Origin of the sequence: Comamonas aquatilis (assembly GCF_965139575.1) — a bacterium.
GTDB lineage: Bacteria > Pseudomonadota > Gammaproteobacteria > Burkholderiales > Burkholderiaceae_C > Comamonas > Comamonas aquatilis.
In genome coordinates, this window is record NZ_CBCSIW010000019.1 from 67,739 (window position 1) to 83,018 (window position 15,280).

The 15,280-nt window shown below is 62.0% G+C and carries 15 protein-coding genes and 1 pseudogene; 9 read left to right on the plus strand and 7 right to left on the minus strand.

The features are described 5' to 3' along the window. Positions 1-31: 31 nt before the first annotated feature. The gene (locus tag ACNAZA_RS18135) at positions 32-1,570 is read right to left on the minus strand and encodes a S41 family peptidase (RefSeq protein ID WP_415797927.1); all 1,539 of its coding nucleotides are present in this window, start codon (positions 1,568-1,570) and stop codon (positions 32-34) included. 122 nt (positions 1,571-1,692) lie between these two features. Then, a complete protein-coding gene (gene gpmA, locus ACNAZA_RS18140) occupies positions 1,693-2,436 on the minus strand; it encodes a 2,3-diphosphoglycerate-dependent phosphoglycerate mutase (protein ID WP_415797928.1) in 744 nt (247 codons plus the stop codon). A 275-nt stretch (positions 2,437-2,711) separates the two neighbouring features. Between gpmA and ACNAZA_RS18145 the strand changes: the two genes are divergently transcribed. The 4 genes from ACNAZA_RS18145 to ACNAZA_RS18160 all read left to right on the plus strand — a co-directional run bounded on the left by ACNAZA_RS18145 (position 2,712) and on the right by ACNAZA_RS18160 (position 5,314). Then, entirely contained in the window at positions 2,712-3,119 is a 408-nt protein-coding gene (locus ACNAZA_RS18145; RefSeq protein ID WP_120971369.1) for a rhodanese-like domain-containing protein, read from the plus strand. Between the two features lie 134 nt (positions 3,120-3,253). Next, positions 3,254-3,511, plus strand: a complete 258-nt coding sequence (gene grxC, locus ACNAZA_RS18150; RefSeq protein WP_120971368.1) for a glutaredoxin 3 — start codon at positions 3,254-3,256, stop codon at positions 3,509-3,511. Between the two features lie 211 nt (positions 3,512-3,722). Then, on the plus strand, positions 3,723-4,184 hold the full coding sequence (secB, locus tag ACNAZA_RS18155) for a protein-export chaperone SecB (protein WP_120971869.1): 462 nt from the start codon (positions 3,723-3,725) through the stop codon (positions 4,182-4,184). A gap of 119 nt (positions 4,185-4,303) precedes the next feature. Beyond that, positions 4,304-5,314 (plus strand): NAD(P)H-dependent glycerol-3-phosphate dehydrogenase, encoded by a 1,011-nt coding sequence (locus tag ACNAZA_RS18160; protein ID WP_415797929.1) that lies wholly within the window; start codon positions 4,304-4,306, stop codon positions 5,312-5,314. Positions 5,315-5,431: 117 nt separating this feature from the next. Here the strand turns inward: ACNAZA_RS18160 and lysA are convergent, their stop codons facing one another. Further along, positions 5,432-6,679, minus strand: coding sequence for a diaminopimelate decarboxylase (gene lysA, locus ACNAZA_RS18165; RefSeq protein WP_415797930.1), 1,248 nt, complete (start codon positions 6,677-6,679; stop codon positions 5,432-5,434). 109 nt (positions 6,680-6,788) lie between these two features. On the opposite strand from lysA, the gene ACNAZA_RS18170 reads away from it, so the two are divergent. Further along, positions 6,789-7,724, plus strand: coding sequence for a LysR family transcriptional regulator (locus ACNAZA_RS18170; RefSeq protein ID WP_415797931.1), 936 nt, complete (start codon positions 6,789-6,791; stop codon positions 7,722-7,724). A 55-nt stretch (positions 7,725-7,779) separates the two neighbouring features. Here the strand turns inward: ACNAZA_RS18170 and ACNAZA_RS18175 are convergent, their stop codons facing one another. After that, positions 7,780-9,261 carry a SulP family inorganic anion transporter gene (locus ACNAZA_RS18175; RefSeq protein WP_415797932.1) on the minus strand — a complete coding sequence of 494 codons (1,482 nt, stop codon included), beginning with the start codon at positions 9,259-9,261 and terminating at the stop codon, positions 7,780-7,782. A gap of 162 nt (positions 9,262-9,423) precedes the next feature. Then, positions 9,424-10,314 (minus strand): transcriptional regulator GcvA, encoded by an 891-nt coding sequence (gene gcvA / locus ACNAZA_RS18180; RefSeq protein WP_415797933.1) that lies wholly within the window; start codon positions 10,312-10,314, stop codon positions 9,424-9,426. Between the two features lie 284 nt (positions 10,315-10,598). Here gcvA and ACNAZA_RS18185 point away from each other — a divergent pair, with 284 nt between their 5' ends. The 3 genes and pseudogenes from ACNAZA_RS18185 to ACNAZA_RS18195 all read left to right on the plus strand — a co-directional run bounded on the left by ACNAZA_RS18185 (position 10,599) and on the right by ACNAZA_RS18195 (position 12,839). Beyond that, the gene (locus ACNAZA_RS18185; protein WP_415797934.1) at positions 10,599-11,222 is read left to right on the plus strand and encodes a glutathione S-transferase family protein; all 624 of its coding nucleotides are present in this window, start codon (positions 10,599-10,601) and stop codon (positions 11,220-11,222) included. Between the two features lie 88 nt (positions 11,223-11,310). Then, positions 11,311-12,271: pseudogene (locus tag ACNAZA_RS18190) on the plus strand (LLM class oxidoreductase). A 70-nt stretch (positions 12,272-12,341) separates the two neighbouring features. Further along, positions 12,342-12,839, plus strand: coding sequence for a GNAT family N-acetyltransferase (locus tag ACNAZA_RS18195; protein WP_415797936.1), 498 nt, complete (start codon positions 12,342-12,344; stop codon positions 12,837-12,839). A 57-nt stretch (positions 12,840-12,896) separates the two neighbouring features. Here the strand turns inward: ACNAZA_RS18195 and ACNAZA_RS18200 are convergent, their stop codons facing one another. Both ACNAZA_RS18200 and ACNAZA_RS18205 read right to left on the minus strand, forming a co-directional pair. Next, positions 12,897-13,199, minus strand: a complete 303-nt coding sequence (locus ACNAZA_RS18200; protein WP_415797937.1) for a YciI family protein — start codon at positions 13,197-13,199, stop codon at positions 12,897-12,899. A gap of 59 nt (positions 13,200-13,258) precedes the next feature. Next, on the minus strand, positions 13,259-14,191 hold the full coding sequence (locus ACNAZA_RS18205; RefSeq protein ID WP_415797938.1) for a DMT family transporter: 933 nt from the start codon (positions 14,189-14,191) through the stop codon (positions 13,259-13,261). Positions 14,192-14,242: 51 nt separating this feature from the next. On the opposite strand from ACNAZA_RS18205, the gene ACNAZA_RS18210 reads away from it, so the two are divergent. Then, positions 14,243-15,136, plus strand: coding sequence for a LysR family transcriptional regulator (locus tag ACNAZA_RS18210; RefSeq protein ID WP_415797939.1), 894 nt, complete (start codon positions 14,243-14,245; stop codon positions 15,134-15,136). Positions 15,137-15,280: the final 144 nt, after the last annotated feature.

Sequence of the window (15,280 nt, forward strand, 5' to 3'; positions counted from 1 at the left end):
CCGGCTCGATGGGGAAGGCAGTAGCGAGGGCTTAGTGGCCTTTTTTCTCTGGGCTTGGCTTTTGATCGGATGGCTTGTCCGTTGCCTTTTTGTCGCTGCTCTTCTTGTCGGTCTCTTTTTTGTCTGTGCTGTCACCTGCTTTGGGTTCAGGCGGGCGTTCAGTCAATGTCTTGCTGACCTTGACGGGCAAACCTTTGAGCTTGTTCAGAGCTTGCTGCAGCTGGAAGTCCTTGTCCGAGCCGAACTCGGGTAAACGTCGTTCCGACAGGGGCTTCTTGGATTCCTCTTCCAGGCGCTTGCGTGCCTCTTCACGGGATTTTTCCAAGGCTTCGTTCTTGACTTCCTCGGTACCCTGTCCGCTGGACAGATGTTTCTCCAGATCGGCTTCCCGCATGCTCAGTGCGGCAAAAATATCGCCTTCTGCGGTTTCGTCGACCATCACGTCCGGGACAATGCCCTTGGCCTGAATCGACTTGCCGCTAGGCGTGTAGTAGCGGGCCGTAGTGAGCTTCAAGGCAGTCTCAGGTCCCAGGGGACGCACGGTCTGCACCGAGCCCTTGCCAAAGGTCTGGCTGCCCATGATGGTGGCCCGCTTGTGATCCTGCAGGGCACCAGCCACGATTTCGCTGGCCGAGGCGGAGCCTTCGTTGACCAGTACGACCATGGGCAGCTTTTTGAGTGCGGCAGGCAGGCGCTGTAGCGGATCACCCAGGCCGCGCTGAGCATAGAACTCGGGCGACGCGGTATAGGTGGCCTTGCTTTCTTCCAGTTGGCCGTTGGTAGAGACCACCTTGGCATCCTGAGGCAAAAAGGCTGCAGAGATGGCGATGGCCGCATCCAGCAGGCCGCCGGGATCGTTGCGCAGGTCCAGCACCAGGCCCTTGATGTTCGGATCTTGCTTGTAGATTTCCTCGACCTTGCGCACAAAGTCGTCCACCGTGCGCTCCTGGAACTGGCTCAGGCGAATCCAGCCATAGCCCGGCTCCACAAGCTTGCCCTTGACGGACTGGGTCTTGATCTCTTCGCGCGTGATGGTGACGGGGAAGCTGCGGCTTTCATCCTTGCGCAGGATGTTCAGGCGCACCTTGGTATTGGGCTCGCCACGCATGCGTTTGACCGCGTCGTTGAGCGACAGTCCCTTGACCGCAGTTTCGTCAATCTTGGTGATCAGATCGCCGGTCTTGAGGCCGGCGCGGAAGGCGGGCGAGCCTTCAATGGGGGAGACAATCTTGATCAGTCCATCTTCCATGGTGATCTCGATGCCCACGCCGACGAATTTGCCGCTCGTGCCTTCACGAAACTCTTTGTAGGATTTCTTGTCGAAATACTGAGAATGCGGGTCCAGGCTGGAAACCATGCCGGAGATGGCATCGGTAATCAGCTTTTTATCGCTGACCTGTTCTACATAATCGGTCTTGATCAGACCGAAAACCGCGGACAGTTGCTGGATTTCCTCAAGCGGCAAAGGCGTGACGCCTCCACGGGCCAGGGTTTGCAGGGATACCGTGGTCAACGCACCGGCCACCACGCCTACAGAAATCCAGCCAGCAATTTTGATTTTTTGACCCATAGCACCCCTTTAACCATTCGCAATATACACCTTGGATGGCGCAAGGCTTATGAGGTTCCATAGCTCTTGCGTTGCTCTTGCCCCGGACTGCAAGGCTGGGCCAGCCGTCCGGGGCATGGGTATCAGGCTTTGCCCTGAGATGCCACAGCCGAGGCCGCCTTGGCTGCTGCTTGCGCATCGCCCAGGTAGTAATGGCGAATCGGCTTCAGGTTCTCGTCCAGTTCATAGACCAGAGGGATGCCGTTGGGGATGTTCACGCCGACGATTTCGTCGTCGGCGATGTTGTCCAGGTATTTAACCAGGGCGCGGATGGAGTTGCCGTGGGCCGTGACCACAATGCGCTTGCCGGACTTGATGGCGGGTGCCATGGACTCGTTCCAGAACGGAATCACGCGTTCCACGGTGTCCTTGAGGCACTCGGTCAGCGGGATTTGCTCGGGCTGCAGCTTGGCGTAGCGCACGTCGGAGCGCTCGCTGCGTGGGTCCGAAGCTTCCAGTGCGGGTGGCGGCACGTCATAGCTGCGGCGCCATTGCAGCACCTGGGCTTCGCCATATTGCTTGGCCATGTCGGCCTTGTTCAGACCTTGCAGGCCGCCATAGTGGCGCTCGTTGAGGCGCCAGTGGTGCACCACGGGCACCCAGGTGCGGTCCATCTCGTCCAGCACGTGCCACAGGGTACGGATGGCGCGCTTGAGCACACTGGTATAGGCCACATCGAATTCATAGCCTTCGGCCTTGAGCAACTGGCCGGCAGTCTTGGCTTGCTCAATACCGGTGGAAGTCAGATCCACATCGGTCCAGCCGGTAAAACGGTTTTCAAGGTTCCAGGTGGATTCACCGTGGCGGATCAGAACGAGCTTGTACATGGACTCTCTCAAAGTAGCAAAGCAGTTATGACGCAAAGTCAAAGCCCGCTATTTTAGGGGTTTGCATTTTTCCATTCAGCCGTCGGGATAGTGGCAACACGCTTTGTTGCATGGAGTTTGGGGGATTTCTTCGTTAGCGCCGGGTGTGCGGGCAGGGCGCCGACCCTTGGGGATCAGGCACTTGCCCTTGATTTCGCACTGCCTCAGACGGCCCGCCGGGCGAACAGCCGGGCCTACCCTCTAAAATCGGCAGGTTTGCCATCCCAAGGAATGACGTGAAATTCATCATCGATAACTGGTATTTGATCCTGATTGCCGTGGCATCGGGCGTGATGCTGCTGTTGCCCATCGTGCGTGGTGCCGGTGCAGGCTCGCTGTCGGCTGCTGCAGCCGTGCACCTGATCAACCGCGAAAAAGCCGTGGTGCTGGATGTGAGCGAGCCCGACGAGTTTGCTGCGGGTCACGTCAACGGAGCCAAGAATCTGCCCCTGGGCGAGCTGGAACAAAAGCTGCCCACCATGGTCAAGAACAAGAACCTGCCCCTGGTGTTGGTCTGCGCCAAGGGTGCCCGCGCATCGCGCGCCGAAGGCATTGCCAAGAAGCTGGGCTATGAAAAGGCCCAGGCCCTGGCTGGTGGCCTGAAGGCCTGGCGCGCTGCGGGCCTGCCCGTTGAAAAAGCCTGATCCATCCCCATCTGCTCTCAGATGATTTAGATAGCAGCCCGTAACGCGCCCTCGCCGGACGCATGCGGGCCTGAACAGCCGGGCTGGCGCAAGTGCCGCAGCCCCGGCGAACCGACCCACAGGAAGAGTTGCTCATGCAAGCCGTCAAGATGTACACCACCGCCGTCTGCCCTTTTTGCATTCGTGCCAAGCAGATTCTCAAGGCCAAGGGTGTGGAACAGATCGAGGAAGTGCGCATTGACGTCGATGCCGCTGCCCGCGATCACATGATGCAGACCACCGGTCGCCGCACCGTGCCGCAGATTTTCATCGGCGAGACCCATGTGGGCGGCTGTGATGATTTGATGGCCTTGGACGCCAAGGGCGGCCTGCTGCCTTTGCTACAGAGCTGATTGCCAGACGCCTGTGCTTATCGCATTGCAGCATCCGCCAGGCTTTGCCCATGGGGCAATCCCCGGTGAGCAGCCCCGGGACTTGGCTTCCGGGGCTTGTGCTGCACTGCATAATGCCAGTTGCTATTTCCTGGAAATGCCCGTTGTGACTTAGCGCGCAACGGGCATTTGCATTTCCCAGACTTTGTTTTCCCGAAAGAAGCATCTCATCATGGCCGAACAAGACAACGCTCCCGTTTTCCAGATCCAGCGCGTTTACCTCAAGGACCTGTCCCTGGAGCAACCCAACTCTCCCGCCATCTTGCTGGAGCAGGAACAGCCCAGCGTAGATATCCAACTGGGCGTGGAAGCCACTCCCGTGGCCGAAGGCGTGTTTGAAGTGGCTGTGACCGCTACCGTGCAGACCAAGATTCAGGACAAGACCGTGTTCCTGGTCGAAGCCAAGCAAGCCGGTATCTTCGAAATCCGCAACGTGCCCGAAGACCAGATGGGTGGCGTGATCGGCATTGCCTGCCCCCAGATCATCTATCCCTACCTGCGTGGCAACGTGGCCGACATCGTGACTCGCGCCGGCTTCCCGCCCGTGCACCTGGCTGAAATCAACTTCCAGGCCATGTACGAGCAGCAGCAAGCCGCTGCGGCCGCACAGACCGAAGGTCAGCTGCCTCAGTAAGCAGCGTCTGCGGGCCTGGTTTTTGCAGTGTGCAAAAATCAGGGCTCAGGCATAAAAAAGAGGCCCGAGCGGCCTCTTTTGCTTATGTGGATTGCGCTAACTGCTATCAATATTCGTATATGAAAATTCTTGTCATAGGCGCCGGAGCCTGGGGTTCGGCCCTGGCCATGAGTGCCGCAGCCCGCCCGGACAAGCGCACGGTCACCCTTTGGGCGCGTGATGCCGCTCAGGCGCAGGCCATGCAGACCGAGCGTGCCAACACGCGCTATCTCAAGGGCGTTCAGTTCCCGCCAGCGCTGGCCGTGGTGCATGGCGACGTGATGGAGCAGGTGCGCGGCGCGGATCTGGTGGTGCTGGGCACGCCCATGGCAGCGCTGCGCGAATGGCTGGGCAAGCTAAAAAGTTGCAGCGTGCCCGTGGTTTGGTTGTGCAAAGGCTTTGAAGCCGTGGCCGCCGATGCAGAAGCCGGCAGCATGGGCCTAATGGCCCATGAAGTCTGCCAGCAGGTGGCGCCCCAGCTGCGCTGCGGCGTGCTCAGCGGCCCCAGCTTTGCGGCCGAAGTGGCACGCAACCAGCCCACGGCCCTGGTCGCGGCCAGCGCCCATGCCGATGTCAGCGAGATGCTGGTGACCGCCTTCCACGGCGATGCCATGCGTGTCTATGCCAATACCGACATCGTGGGTGTGGAAGTAGGTGGCGCCGTGAAAAACGTGCTGGCCATTGCTACCGGCCTGTGCGACGGGCTGCAACTGGGGCTGAATGCCCGTGCGGCTCTGGTCACCCGCGGCCTGGCCGAGATGACGCGTCTGGGCGTGGCGCTGGGCGCGCGTACCGAAACCTTTATGGGCTTATCGGGTTTGGGCGATCTGGTGCTGACTGCGACCGGCGATCTGTCGCGCAACCGTAAAGTCGGCTTGTTGCTGGCCGAGGGCAAGACGCTGGAGCAGGCCGTGGCCTCGCTGGGCCATGTGGCCGAAGGCGTGTACAGCGCGCGCACCGTGCTGGCGCGTGCGCTGCATCTGGGCGTGGAAATGCCCATCACCGAAACCGTGGTGGCCTTGCTGGACGGCAAGCTGCCGGTCTCGGAAGCTGTGCAGTACCTGATGGCGCGCGATGCGCGCGGTGAGTAAGTTTTGAGGTTTTTTGGGTTGTAGCGCTTATGCGATAAGCGCTACAAGCTATCAAATCAGGAATAAAAAAGCCCGAAGCGCAACTGTGCTTCGGGCTTTTTGCATGGACAGGGCGAATTACAGACCTGTTTCCAGCGCCAGCAGCTCGTCCACGGTCTGGCGGCGGCGAATCAGCCGGGCCTGGCCTGCATCCACCAGCACCTCGGCAGCCAGAGGGCGGGTGTTGTAGTTGCTGGACATGGAGCAGCCATAAGCGCCCGTGTCGTGAATCACCAGCAGATCACCCACCGTGGCGCCGGCCAGCGAGCGCGGCAGCACCACGCCGCCGTCGCCCTGGGTGAATACGTCGCCCGACTCGCACAGCGGGCCGGCCACCACGCTGTCTTGCGCGGGCAGTTGCTGGCCGTCGCGGCGCAGCACTTCCATGCCGTGGTAGCTGCCGTACATGCTGGGGCGCATCAGCTCGTTGAAGCCGGTATCGACCAGCACAAAGTGGTTGCTGCCCGCATTCTTGGTGGCGCGCACCGTGCCCAGCAGCACGCCGGATTCGGCGACCAGGAAGCGGCCGGGTTCCAGTTCCAGATCCAGGCTGTGGCCTACGATGGCTTCGGCTTGCTTACGTGCCGCATCCCAGAGGCCGTGGTAGTGGGTGGTGTCGATGGTGGCATCGCCATCACGATAAGGGATGGACAGACCGCCGCCGGCCGAGATGGCGTGCAGATCAATGCCAGCCGCCTTGGTGCGTTCCACCAGCTTGACCATGGCGCCACAGACTTCCTGCAGATGGCCGTAGTCCACACCCGAGCCGATGTGCATATGCAGACCGGCCAGCACCAGGCCGCCGGACTTGATGGCGGCCAAGGCCTGTTCCAGCTCGCTGTGCCAGATGCCGTGCTTGCTGTGCTCGCCGCCGGTATTGGTCTTGTTGCTGTGACCGTGGCCGAAGCCGGGGTTGATGCGCAGCCAGACATGGTGGCCTTTGGACACGGCAGCCAGCTGGTGCAGCATGTCGATGGAGCCGGCGTTCACGGGAACCTGGTGCTCGACCACGGTGGCCAGCGTGGCCTCGTCCATCACATCGGCGGTGTAGACGATGTCACTGGGTTCGCCAAAGCCGGGCGTGAAGCCGGCGGCCAGGGCGCGCAGGATTTCACCGCGCGAGACCGCATCCACCTTTACGCCTTGTTCGCGCATCAGCTGGAGGATGTGGATGTTGGAGCAGGCCTTTTGCGCAAAGCGCACGGTGTCGAAAGCCTGCAGCTGGGCAATGCGCTCGCGGATGGTGGCCGCGTCATACACCCACAGCGGCGTGCCGAATTCGTCGGCCAGGGCCCACAGCTGGGCAGGGGAGAAAGGGTTGGACATGGCTTGTTCTTACTGGAATCTAAGGATTGTGCCGATGATGGGTGCTTTTAATCATTCAGTCCAATCGCTTTTTATTTGAGGTTTATTCAATCTGGATATGCTTTGCCACATGTCTCTGAGTTCTGCATCCCCCGATTCGACCGCGCGCATCACCCATCGCCATATCGAGGTGTTTCGCGCCGTGATGACGGCGGGCAGCGTCACGGGGGCTGCGCAGCTGCTCTATACCTCCCAGCCCACGGTGAGCCGGGAGCTGGCGCGCATGGAGCAGTTGCTGGGTTATGCCTTGTTCGAGCGCGTGCAAGGCCGCTTGCGCGCCAATGCCCGCGCGCTTTTGCTCTGGGACGAGGTGCAGCGCAGCTGGCAGGGGCTGGAGCGCGTGGTGGAGCGTGCGCAGGAGCTGGGTCGGCCCCAGGCCGCGCACATCAGCGTGCTGAGCCTGCCGGCCCTCAGCCATGCCCTGCTGCCGGGGGCCCTGGCCCAGCTATACCGCCAGCATGGCGCGGTCGCTGTCAGCGTGGCCACGCAAGAGGGGCCGATGCTGCAGGAATGGATGGCCGCCCAGCGCTTTGATCTGGGCCTGACCGAGCAGGCCGATGCACCGCCGGGCACACGCAGCCTGCCGCTGCCGGCCATGGATGAGGTGGCTGTGCTGCCTGTCAACCACCCGCTGGCGGCCAAGCCGCTGCTGAGGGCCGAGGATTTTGCCGGCCAGCCATTCATCAGTCTGGCGCGTGACGACCCTTATCGCCTGCAGATTGATGCGGTGTTTGCCCGCGCTGCCGTGGCCCGCCTGCTGAAGCTGGAAACCCATAGCGCCGTGGCCGTATGTGCCATGGTGCAGCATGGGCTGGGGGTGGCCATCGTCAACCCCTTGACGGCGCGCGCCTGCGCCGGGCCGCAGCTGGTGGTGCGGCCGCTGGCATTCTCCGTGCCGTTTCAGGTGCATGCGCTGCTGCCGCTGCACCGGCCTTCGGATGCCGCCGTGCAGTGGCTGCTGGAGGCGCTGGTGCAGGAGAGCCACCGCTTTGCGCTCGGTGCCTGAGCCACAGGGTCGGGCTGGGGCGGTCATTCCGTCCTGCAGGCTGTAAAGACTGGGCTCAGGCCCTGATGCGTTGCAGCAGGCGCTGGCTGGCGGAATCCATGCCTATGACTTCCACGGTACAGCCATGCTGTTGCAGGCGCTGCACCACCTTGTCCAGAGCGCCCACGGCCGTGATGTCCCAGAACTGGGCGCGGCTGACGTCGATGCATACGGGCCGGCCTGCCGCAGCGCGTACGTCAAAAGCTTCTATCAGCGCATCGGCCGAAGCGAAAAACACCTGACCGCTGACCTGCCAACCGTACGCGCCGTTTGGGGCGTCATCCATGCGGCTCACGCTGAGCATGCTCGATACCTTGACACTGAAAAACAGGCCGGAGAGCAGCACGCCCGCGATCACGCCAGTGGCCAGATTGTGGGTGGCAATGGTGATGAGCACCGTGCTCAGCATCACGCCGCTGGACAGGCGCGGATGGCGCAGCAGATTGCCCAGGGACTTCCAGTCGAAGGTGGAGACCGACACCATCACCATGATGGCGACCAGGGCGATCACCGGCACTCTGGAGACCCAGGGCTTGAGCGCCACCATCAAAATCAGCAGGAAAACGCCGGCAAACAGCGTGGACAAGCGGCCGCGGCCGCCGTATTTCACATTGCCAACGGCCTGACCTATCATGCCGCAGCCGGCAATGCCGCCAAACACGCTGGCCGCCATATTCGCCAGGCCCAGGCCGGTGCATTCGCGGTTCTTGTTGCTGGGCGTGCCGGTCAGATCATCGACCACGGCGGCCGTCAGCACCGATTCCAGCATGCCCACCATGGCGATGGCCAGGGCGGGCAGGGCGATGATGCGCAGCGTCTCCAGGCTGGCAGGCACCTCGGGCAGGCCAAAGCTGGGCAAGCTGTCCGGCAGCTTGCCAAGGTCGGCCACGGTGTGCAGGGGCAGGCCCATGGCGCCGGCCAGCAGTGTCAGCACCACCACGCAGATCAGCGGCGAAGGGATGGCTGTGAGCGCCTTGAGCTGCAGCCGCTGCCCCAGCCAGGGCAGGCCGTAGATGATGGCCAGGCCCAGCGCCAGCATGGCCCAGGTGGCGGTATTGGCGCCATGCAGATGCGGCAGTTGGGCTGAAAAAATCAGCACCGCCAGCGCATTGACAAAGCCGGTGCGCACCGAGCTGGAGACAAAGCGGATCAGCATGCCCATCTTGCACAGGCCAAATACGATTTGCATGACCCCGGCCAGCAAGCCGGCCGCCAACAGGTATTGCAAGCCGTGCGAGGCCATCAGCGGCGCAGCCACCAGGGCGACCGAGCCCGCTGCCGCCGACACCATGGCCGGCCGGGCGCCAAACACGGCAATCACGATGCTGATGACAAAGGAAGCGAAAAGCCCTACCGATGGGTCTACTCCCGCGACAAAGGAAAAGGCAATGACTTCGGGGATCAGGGCAAAAGTGGCAACGGAGCCTGCCAGCAGTTCGCGGGGAATGCTGGGGGCCCATTCGGCGCGCAGGCGCTGGAGTAGAGAAAGCTGGATCATGAAAGCAAGTCGGCCCCAGGGAAACATTTGCCGGGGCTCAGATGCGAGATGGTACGCAGGCTGGGGCGGCTTTGCTTGGGCGCTGTGCCGTGGCTGGCGGCGAAAGCTTGGGTGGCGAGGCCGGTTTGTCCTGTGAGACTCACCCTGGCGAGCCAAGCAAGCTTAGAGACTGGCCGCCGCTTCCTCGCTGACCCAATGGATGAATGCCTTGATTTCGGGGCGTTGCATGGCGTCGGGGCGGGTGACCGCATAGTAGGCAAATCTGGCCGGCCAGGGCTTGTCCAGAACCTGCACCAGGCGGCCGGCGGCGATTTCCTCGCGGGCATAGACCTCGGGAACGAGTGCCAGGCCCTGGCCGGCTTCAGCGGCGCGAATCAGCAGAAAGTCGTCCTCGAACGCGGTGCCGCGTTCTGCGCGCGGATCAGGGGCGGCCTCGTGCGCAGCCAGCCACAGCGGCCAGTCGGCACGGTCGCTGTCATGCAGCAGCGGGTAGTTCAGGCAGTCCTGCGGCCGATTCAGTTCTTGATCGCCGGCCAGCAAGCCGGGGCTGGCCACGGGCACCAGCACCGGCGCCATGAGACGCTTGACCTCAAGACCGGGGTAGTTGCCCAGGCCGTGGCGCAAGGCCACATCCACACGATCGCGACGCATGTCTGCCAAGTCCGACGTGGCCTCGACCCGCACTTCGATCTCGGGGTGGCGCTGATTGAAACGGCCCAGGCGCGGCACCAGCCAGGACGCGGCAAAGCTGGCCACCGTGCTGACCGTCAGAGTCGGGCGTTTCTTGCTTGCCTCCAGGGCTGCCACGGCGCTTTCTATCTGCGCGAAGGCCTGCAGTAGCGAGGGGTAGAGGCTGGCTCCGGCTTCGGTAAGGCGCAAACCCAGTCTTTCCCGGGTGAACAGCACCGTCTCCAGCCGCTCCTCCAGCAGCCGTATCTGCTGACTTACGGCACCTGAAGTCACGTGCAGGGCTTCGGCTGCAGCCTTGATGCTGCCGCGCTGCCCGACTTCGACAAAGGTGCGCAGCGCTTGCAGAGGCAGATGAGTAGGCATTGAATATAGTTTTTCTAAATATAAAACAAGAAACAATCGTTTCACTATTTGAGCATTGAAATAGATGATTGATCCAGTTTGTGGTGTTTAACAGATTTAGTAAAACTATATTGATTGGATCTTGAAATGACTCATCCGCACTGGCGGCTTAACCCTGTCCGCTTGCGCACGACGCAATGCGTCTCCTGGCTTGATTTTTTGCACCCCGGGATTTCATGGCCGCAGCGCCTGGCCACGCTCCCAGGCTCAGTTCCTGCTCAAGCGAGCCGCCAGGAGAGCAGGCCATGATCGAGCTCTATACCGACAGCTCTCCCAACGGTTTCAAGATCACCATCGCTCTGGAGGAGCTGGGCTTGCCATACACGCTCAGGCATGTGCGCATTGAGCAAGGCGAGAACCGCCAAGCTGATTTTTTGCGCCTGAATCCGCATGGTCGCATTCCGGTGCTGGTGGACCACGAGACGGGGATCACACTGTTCGAGTCTGCCGCCATCCTGCTCTACCTCGCAGAGAAAACCGGCCGCCTGTTGCCGACTTTGCCGCAGACGCGTTGGCAGGCCATGCAGTGGCTGCTGTTTCATGCCTCCAGCGTCGGGCCGCTGATAGGCCAGCGCGTTCACTTCGAACTGGAAAGCGGCGAGAAAAATCCTGCTGCCATCGAGCGATACCGCCAACTAAGTAATGCTGCTTTCGCAGTGCTGGATCAGCGTCTTGCCAGTCATGCGTATCTGGCCGGCGAGGAGTATTCGATCGCAGATATCGCCCATTTCGGCTGGAGCCATATCGCACGAATCATTGATTTCGACTTCAGCGCATTCACTCATCTGTCCGCCTGGCATGAACGCGTGGCCAGCAGACCAGCGGTACGCAAAGGCGTTAGCTTGCCCGCCCCCGCAACGGGCGCATGAAATGCGAACAGGAACAGCAATGAACGATAGTCTTTCCTTTGGCGGCGCTTCTGCCCCCGTTTTTGCGGCGCACCCTGGCTACCGCCGCATGTTCGCGCCGGATGCTCTGACTCTGGGCGTTTTTCTGCCGCTGCGGTTTTATCAAGGTGATATGCAGGTGCTGGACGGCCAGTCCGAGCTGGTCAGTGCCATTGACCACTATGGATTCGCTGCCGTGTGGGTCAGAGACGTGCCCTTGTTCGATCCCTCGTTTGGCGATGCGGGACAGGTCTTCGATCCTTTCACCTATCTGGCATTTCTGGCCGCCAAGACCAAGACGATTGCGCTGGCCACTGGCAGCGCGATCTTCTCGCTGCGCCACCCTATCGAGCTGGCCAAGGCTTCGGCCACCATAGATCAGCTCTCCGGCGGGCGGCTGGTGCTGGGAATTGCCTCTGGTGACCGGCCCGTCGAGTTTCCTGCCTATGGGCTCGAGCATGGCAAGCGCGGGGAACGCTTTGCGCAGTCTGTGACCTACTTTAGACAGTTGTTGCAGCAGGGCAGACCGGTTATTGATTCCCCCCCTGGGCCACATCGATGGCGCAGAATTTCTGCCCAAGCCTACAAACGGCGTGCTTCCGCTGATAGTCACCGGCTCCTCCGGCCAATCGCTGCCCTGGATCGCAGAGCATGCCGACGGCTGGCTGACTTATCCCGGGCCCACCCATACGCGCCAGGGCCCTCAGCGCCTTGCAGAGAAAATCCAGGCTTGGCGCGCCATGATTCCTGATGGCGGCTTTCGCCCGCATATGAGCAACGAGTGGCTGGATCTTGTGGAAGATGCCGACTTTCCACGTACGCCCATGCATGGCGGCTATGTGCTGCGCACCGGGCGCAAGGGCCTGATCGATTTGCTGGAGCAATGGCAGGAGGCCGGGGTCAATCACGCCGCCCTTGGCGTGCAGTTCTCGCAGCGGCCTGTGGCGCAGGTGCTGCAGGAGATTGCCGAGGAGGTGTTGCCGCATTTTCCCTCTCACCCAGGCCCGGCCCCTGCCGCCGTCTCATGGTAGGAGCCGCAAGCATGGCCAACCCCGGAGCTGCACCGCTGGCGCGGCGTGAACCCTTTAAGAGATAAGCCAGATGAATACCAAAAACCATCCAGACAGCGCCACGCTGGTGCTCAGAGAGATCAGGCCCAGCGATCGAACCCAATGGGAGTCGCTATACCGGCAGTACGCGGATTTCTATCAATCACCCATGAATGAGGAGATTCTGCAGAGAACCTGGTCATGGCTGATGTCGCCTCAGCATCCTCAGGAAGCCATGGTGGCAGTCTCGGCGACAGGAGAGCTTCTAGGCCTGGCTCACTACCGTGGCTTTCCCGAACCGCTTTTGGGGCAGGAGGTCGGCTTTCTCGACGATCTCTTTGTTCTGCCAGGCCATAGGGGAGGCGGTGTAGGGCGCAGTCTGATCACCGCAGTTGGGTCCATCGCCGAACGCAGGGGCTGGCCTTTGCTGCGTTGGATTACCGCACAGGATAATGCTGCTGCGCGCCAGCTCTATGACCGGCTTGCCCAGCCCACCGCCTGGGTGACCTATGAGCTGACGCCCGCCAGGCCTGGATTGGCGTCTCCCTGAAACTACCGGTAGCGCCGTCACCCGGCGCTGCCTCAGCCCCCTGTCTTGCCATTCATGTCAGCTGCGGGGCAATTCCCGGATCTCCACCGTGCCGCCGGCTTCGTAGACCGGATTGCCAACCAGAAACTGCTTGGCGCTTTCGAGGCTGACGGCACGTACGCGAATGAAGCCGCCCAGATCGCTGGCGCTGGGCTGGTCCACCTGATTCTTTCGCAGGCGCAGCCCGGGAGCCATGGAGCTGCCGCCATCGAATTGCCCGCTGCTGCGCAACTGGCCCAGGTACTGCTCCCATTGCTGCGGGTCGCAGGCCGCTTCGGTGTGCACAGCATCCTGATGCATCAGCAAGATGTATTCGTTCATGTTTGGGTCCTCGGTTCGCGTCAGCCAATAGATTAACTGAGCGCCGCAGGCTCTTGGCACTAAGCCGTGCTTGCGGTTTTCAGCATGGCCAATCTTCCGTAGTTCATGGTCAACATGCCTGCAATGGCCATGGCGCCGCCCGTCACCAGAGAGGGGGTGATGGGCTCACCAAGCCACAGACTGGAAAACACCGAGCCAAACAGCGGCACCAGGGCCATATAGGCAGCGGCCGCACCGGCGCCCAGAACCTTGACGCCATTCAGATACCAGGCATAGGCCAGGGCTGTGGCGCCCAGCGCCAGAGCCAGCAGGCTGTACCAGGCGGCTGGTACCGCGTCAGCCAGGTCGCGCCAGGCCGCTGGTCCTTCCAGCGTCAGGCTGGCAATCAGCAGCAAAATTGCACCCATGGCCGCCGTAAGCGTGGTGGCGGTCAGCGAGTCGACTGCCACCAGCACCATGCGTCCCACCAGGGTGTAAGCAACCCAGCAGGCGGCGCAGCCCAGCAGCAGCCATTCTCCGGTACCGGATTGGCCCGGCTGCAAAGCGCTTAGCGAGCCGCCGCTGAGTACATACAGCGCCCCCGATACGGCCAGCGCCACCCCCAGGCCCATCAGCCAGTTCAGCGCTTCACGAAACAGCAGGGCCGCGAACATCAGCGTCAGCACGGGGTTGAGCGCCACCACCATGGCCGCCTTGCTGGCCGCAACGGTTTGCAGCGCCAGCAAAAAGAAGATCGAGTAGCCCAGCACGCCGACTGCTGCTGCGCAGGCCAGCCCGGCCCATTGCCGGGAGTTGAGCGTGCGCAGAGTACTCAGGCGTCCGCTGCGGTACAGCCACAAAAACAGCACCAGGCTGGCCAGCACAAAGCGCAAGCTGGCTGCCGCCAGCGGCGGCATGGCCTGAGCGACGACGCGGCCCCATGGCCAGGAGGCTCCCCAGAAAGCGGCCATGCCGACCAAACCCAGATGCGTGGAATAGCGAGAACAGATCATGGTGTCGTACTATCTGCTTATCTTGATTCATCGTCGAATGAGTAAAAGCTCATGACTTTCACGCAGCTGGAAATCTTTTCCGTCCTGGCCCAGGTGGGCAGCTTCTCGCGCGCGGGCTCGGCGCTGGGCATTACGCAAAGCGCGGTCAGCCACGCCATCAAACAGCTGGAAACCGAGCTGGGGGTGAGTCTGCTGAGCCGCGAAGGCGCAGGGACCGTATTGACCCCGGTGGGCAGCAAGCTGCTGACCCGGGCCAACGACATCCTGCAGCAAAAGCAGGCGCTGCATCAGGAAGCCAGTTATGAGCGCGGTATTGCCCGTGGCACGCTGCGCATTGCCTCTTTCGGGGCCAGCACCTCGTTGCAGCTGCTGCCGGCTTTGATGCTGGAATACCAGCAGGTCCATCCGCTGGTGGAGGTGCAGATCGATGAGGCCGTGGACGCTGTTGTCGTCCAGTGGCTGCTGGAGCGGCGGGTGGAGCTGGGCTTTGTAGTCCTGCCCGATGAGCGCTTTGAAACCCTGAAGCTGGCCATGGACGAGCTGGTGGCCGTGCTGCCGGCGTCTCACGCGCTGGCGGTCAAGTCAGCGATTAGCGCCAGCGATCTGCACGATCAGCCCTTTATCCGCACGGCTGCCGGCTCGGGGCCGTATATCGACCAGTTTCTGGCCGCAGACGGCGCGGTGCCCAGAACGCTTTTCCGCTTCGAGCAGCTTGGCTCCATGATGGGTTTTGTGGCCCAGGGCCAGGCCATCACGGTCGCTGCCCGCCTGGCATTGCCAGAGCCGTCGGCCGGTGTGGTCTACCGCCGCCTGCATCCGCCACGGCCCAGGGAAATCGCCTTGGCGGCGCTGAACTTCGGCAAGCTATCGCCCGCCGCTCAGGCTTTTGTCGAGGTCGCCAGGAAAAAGGCGGGGTGCGGCCTGCTCAAGCCGCAGGCCGCTTGAAGCACACCATCTTGGGCCTGAAGCGCTGCAGCACCTCGCCGCGCTGGTTCTTGGTCTGGCAGAGCACGCGCACCATGGCGCGGTTGGGCTTGGATTGGGAGGGGATGATCTCCACAATTTCCGACTCCACATGCAGCACGTCGT

Bases quoted from the DNA above. Each gene is read 5' to 3' on its own strand.
- ACNAZA_RS18170 (WP_415797931.1), top strand. From the start codon at position 6,789: ATGTCTCTGAGTTCTGCATCCCCCGATTCGACCGCGCGCATCACCCAT.
- gpmA (WP_415797928.1), bottom strand. From the start codon at position 2,436: ATGTACAAGCTCGTTCTGATCCGCCACGGTGAATCCACCTGGAACCTT.
- ACNAZA_RS18210 (WP_415797939.1), top strand. From the start codon at position 14,243: ATGACTTTCACGCAGCTGGAAATCTTTTCCGTCCTGGCCCAGGTGGGC.
- ACNAZA_RS18200 (WP_415797937.1), bottom strand. From the start codon at position 13,199: ATGAACGAATACATCTTGCTGATGCATCAGGATGCTGTGCACACCGAA.
- lysA (WP_415797930.1), bottom strand. From the start codon at position 6,679: ATGTCCAACCCTTTCTCCCCTGCCCAGCTGTGGGCCCTGGCCGACGAA.
- ACNAZA_RS18135 (WP_415797927.1), bottom strand. From the start codon at position 1,570: ATGGGTCAAAAAATCAAAATTGCTGGCTGGATTTCTGTAGGCGTGGTG.
- ACNAZA_RS18185 (WP_415797934.1), top strand. From the start codon at position 10,599: ATGATCGAGCTCTATACCGACAGCTCTCCCAACGGTTTCAAGATCACC.
- ACNAZA_RS18160 (WP_415797929.1), top strand. From the start codon at position 4,304: ATGAAAATTCTTGTCATAGGCGCCGGAGCCTGGGGTTCGGCCCTGGCC.
- gcvA (WP_415797933.1), bottom strand. From the start codon at position 10,314: ATGCCTACTCATCTGCCTCTGCAAGCGCTGCGCACCTTTGTCGAAGTC.
- ACNAZA_RS18175 (WP_415797932.1), bottom strand. From the start codon at position 9,261: ATGATCCAGCTTTCTCTACTCCAGCGCCTGCGCGCCGAATGGGCCCCC.
- ACNAZA_RS18195 (WP_415797936.1), top strand. From the start codon at position 12,342: ATGAATACCAAAAACCATCCAGACAGCGCCACGCTGGTGCTCAGAGAG.
- grxC (WP_120971368.1), top strand. From the start codon at position 3,254: ATGCAAGCCGTCAAGATGTACACCACCGCCGTCTGCCCTTTTTGCATT.
- secB (WP_120971869.1), top strand. From the start codon at position 3,723: ATGGCCGAACAAGACAACGCTCCCGTTTTCCAGATCCAGCGCGTTTAC.
- ACNAZA_RS18205 (WP_415797938.1), bottom strand. From the start codon at position 14,191: ATGATCTGTTCTCGCTATTCCACGCATCTGGGTTTGGTCGGCATGGCC.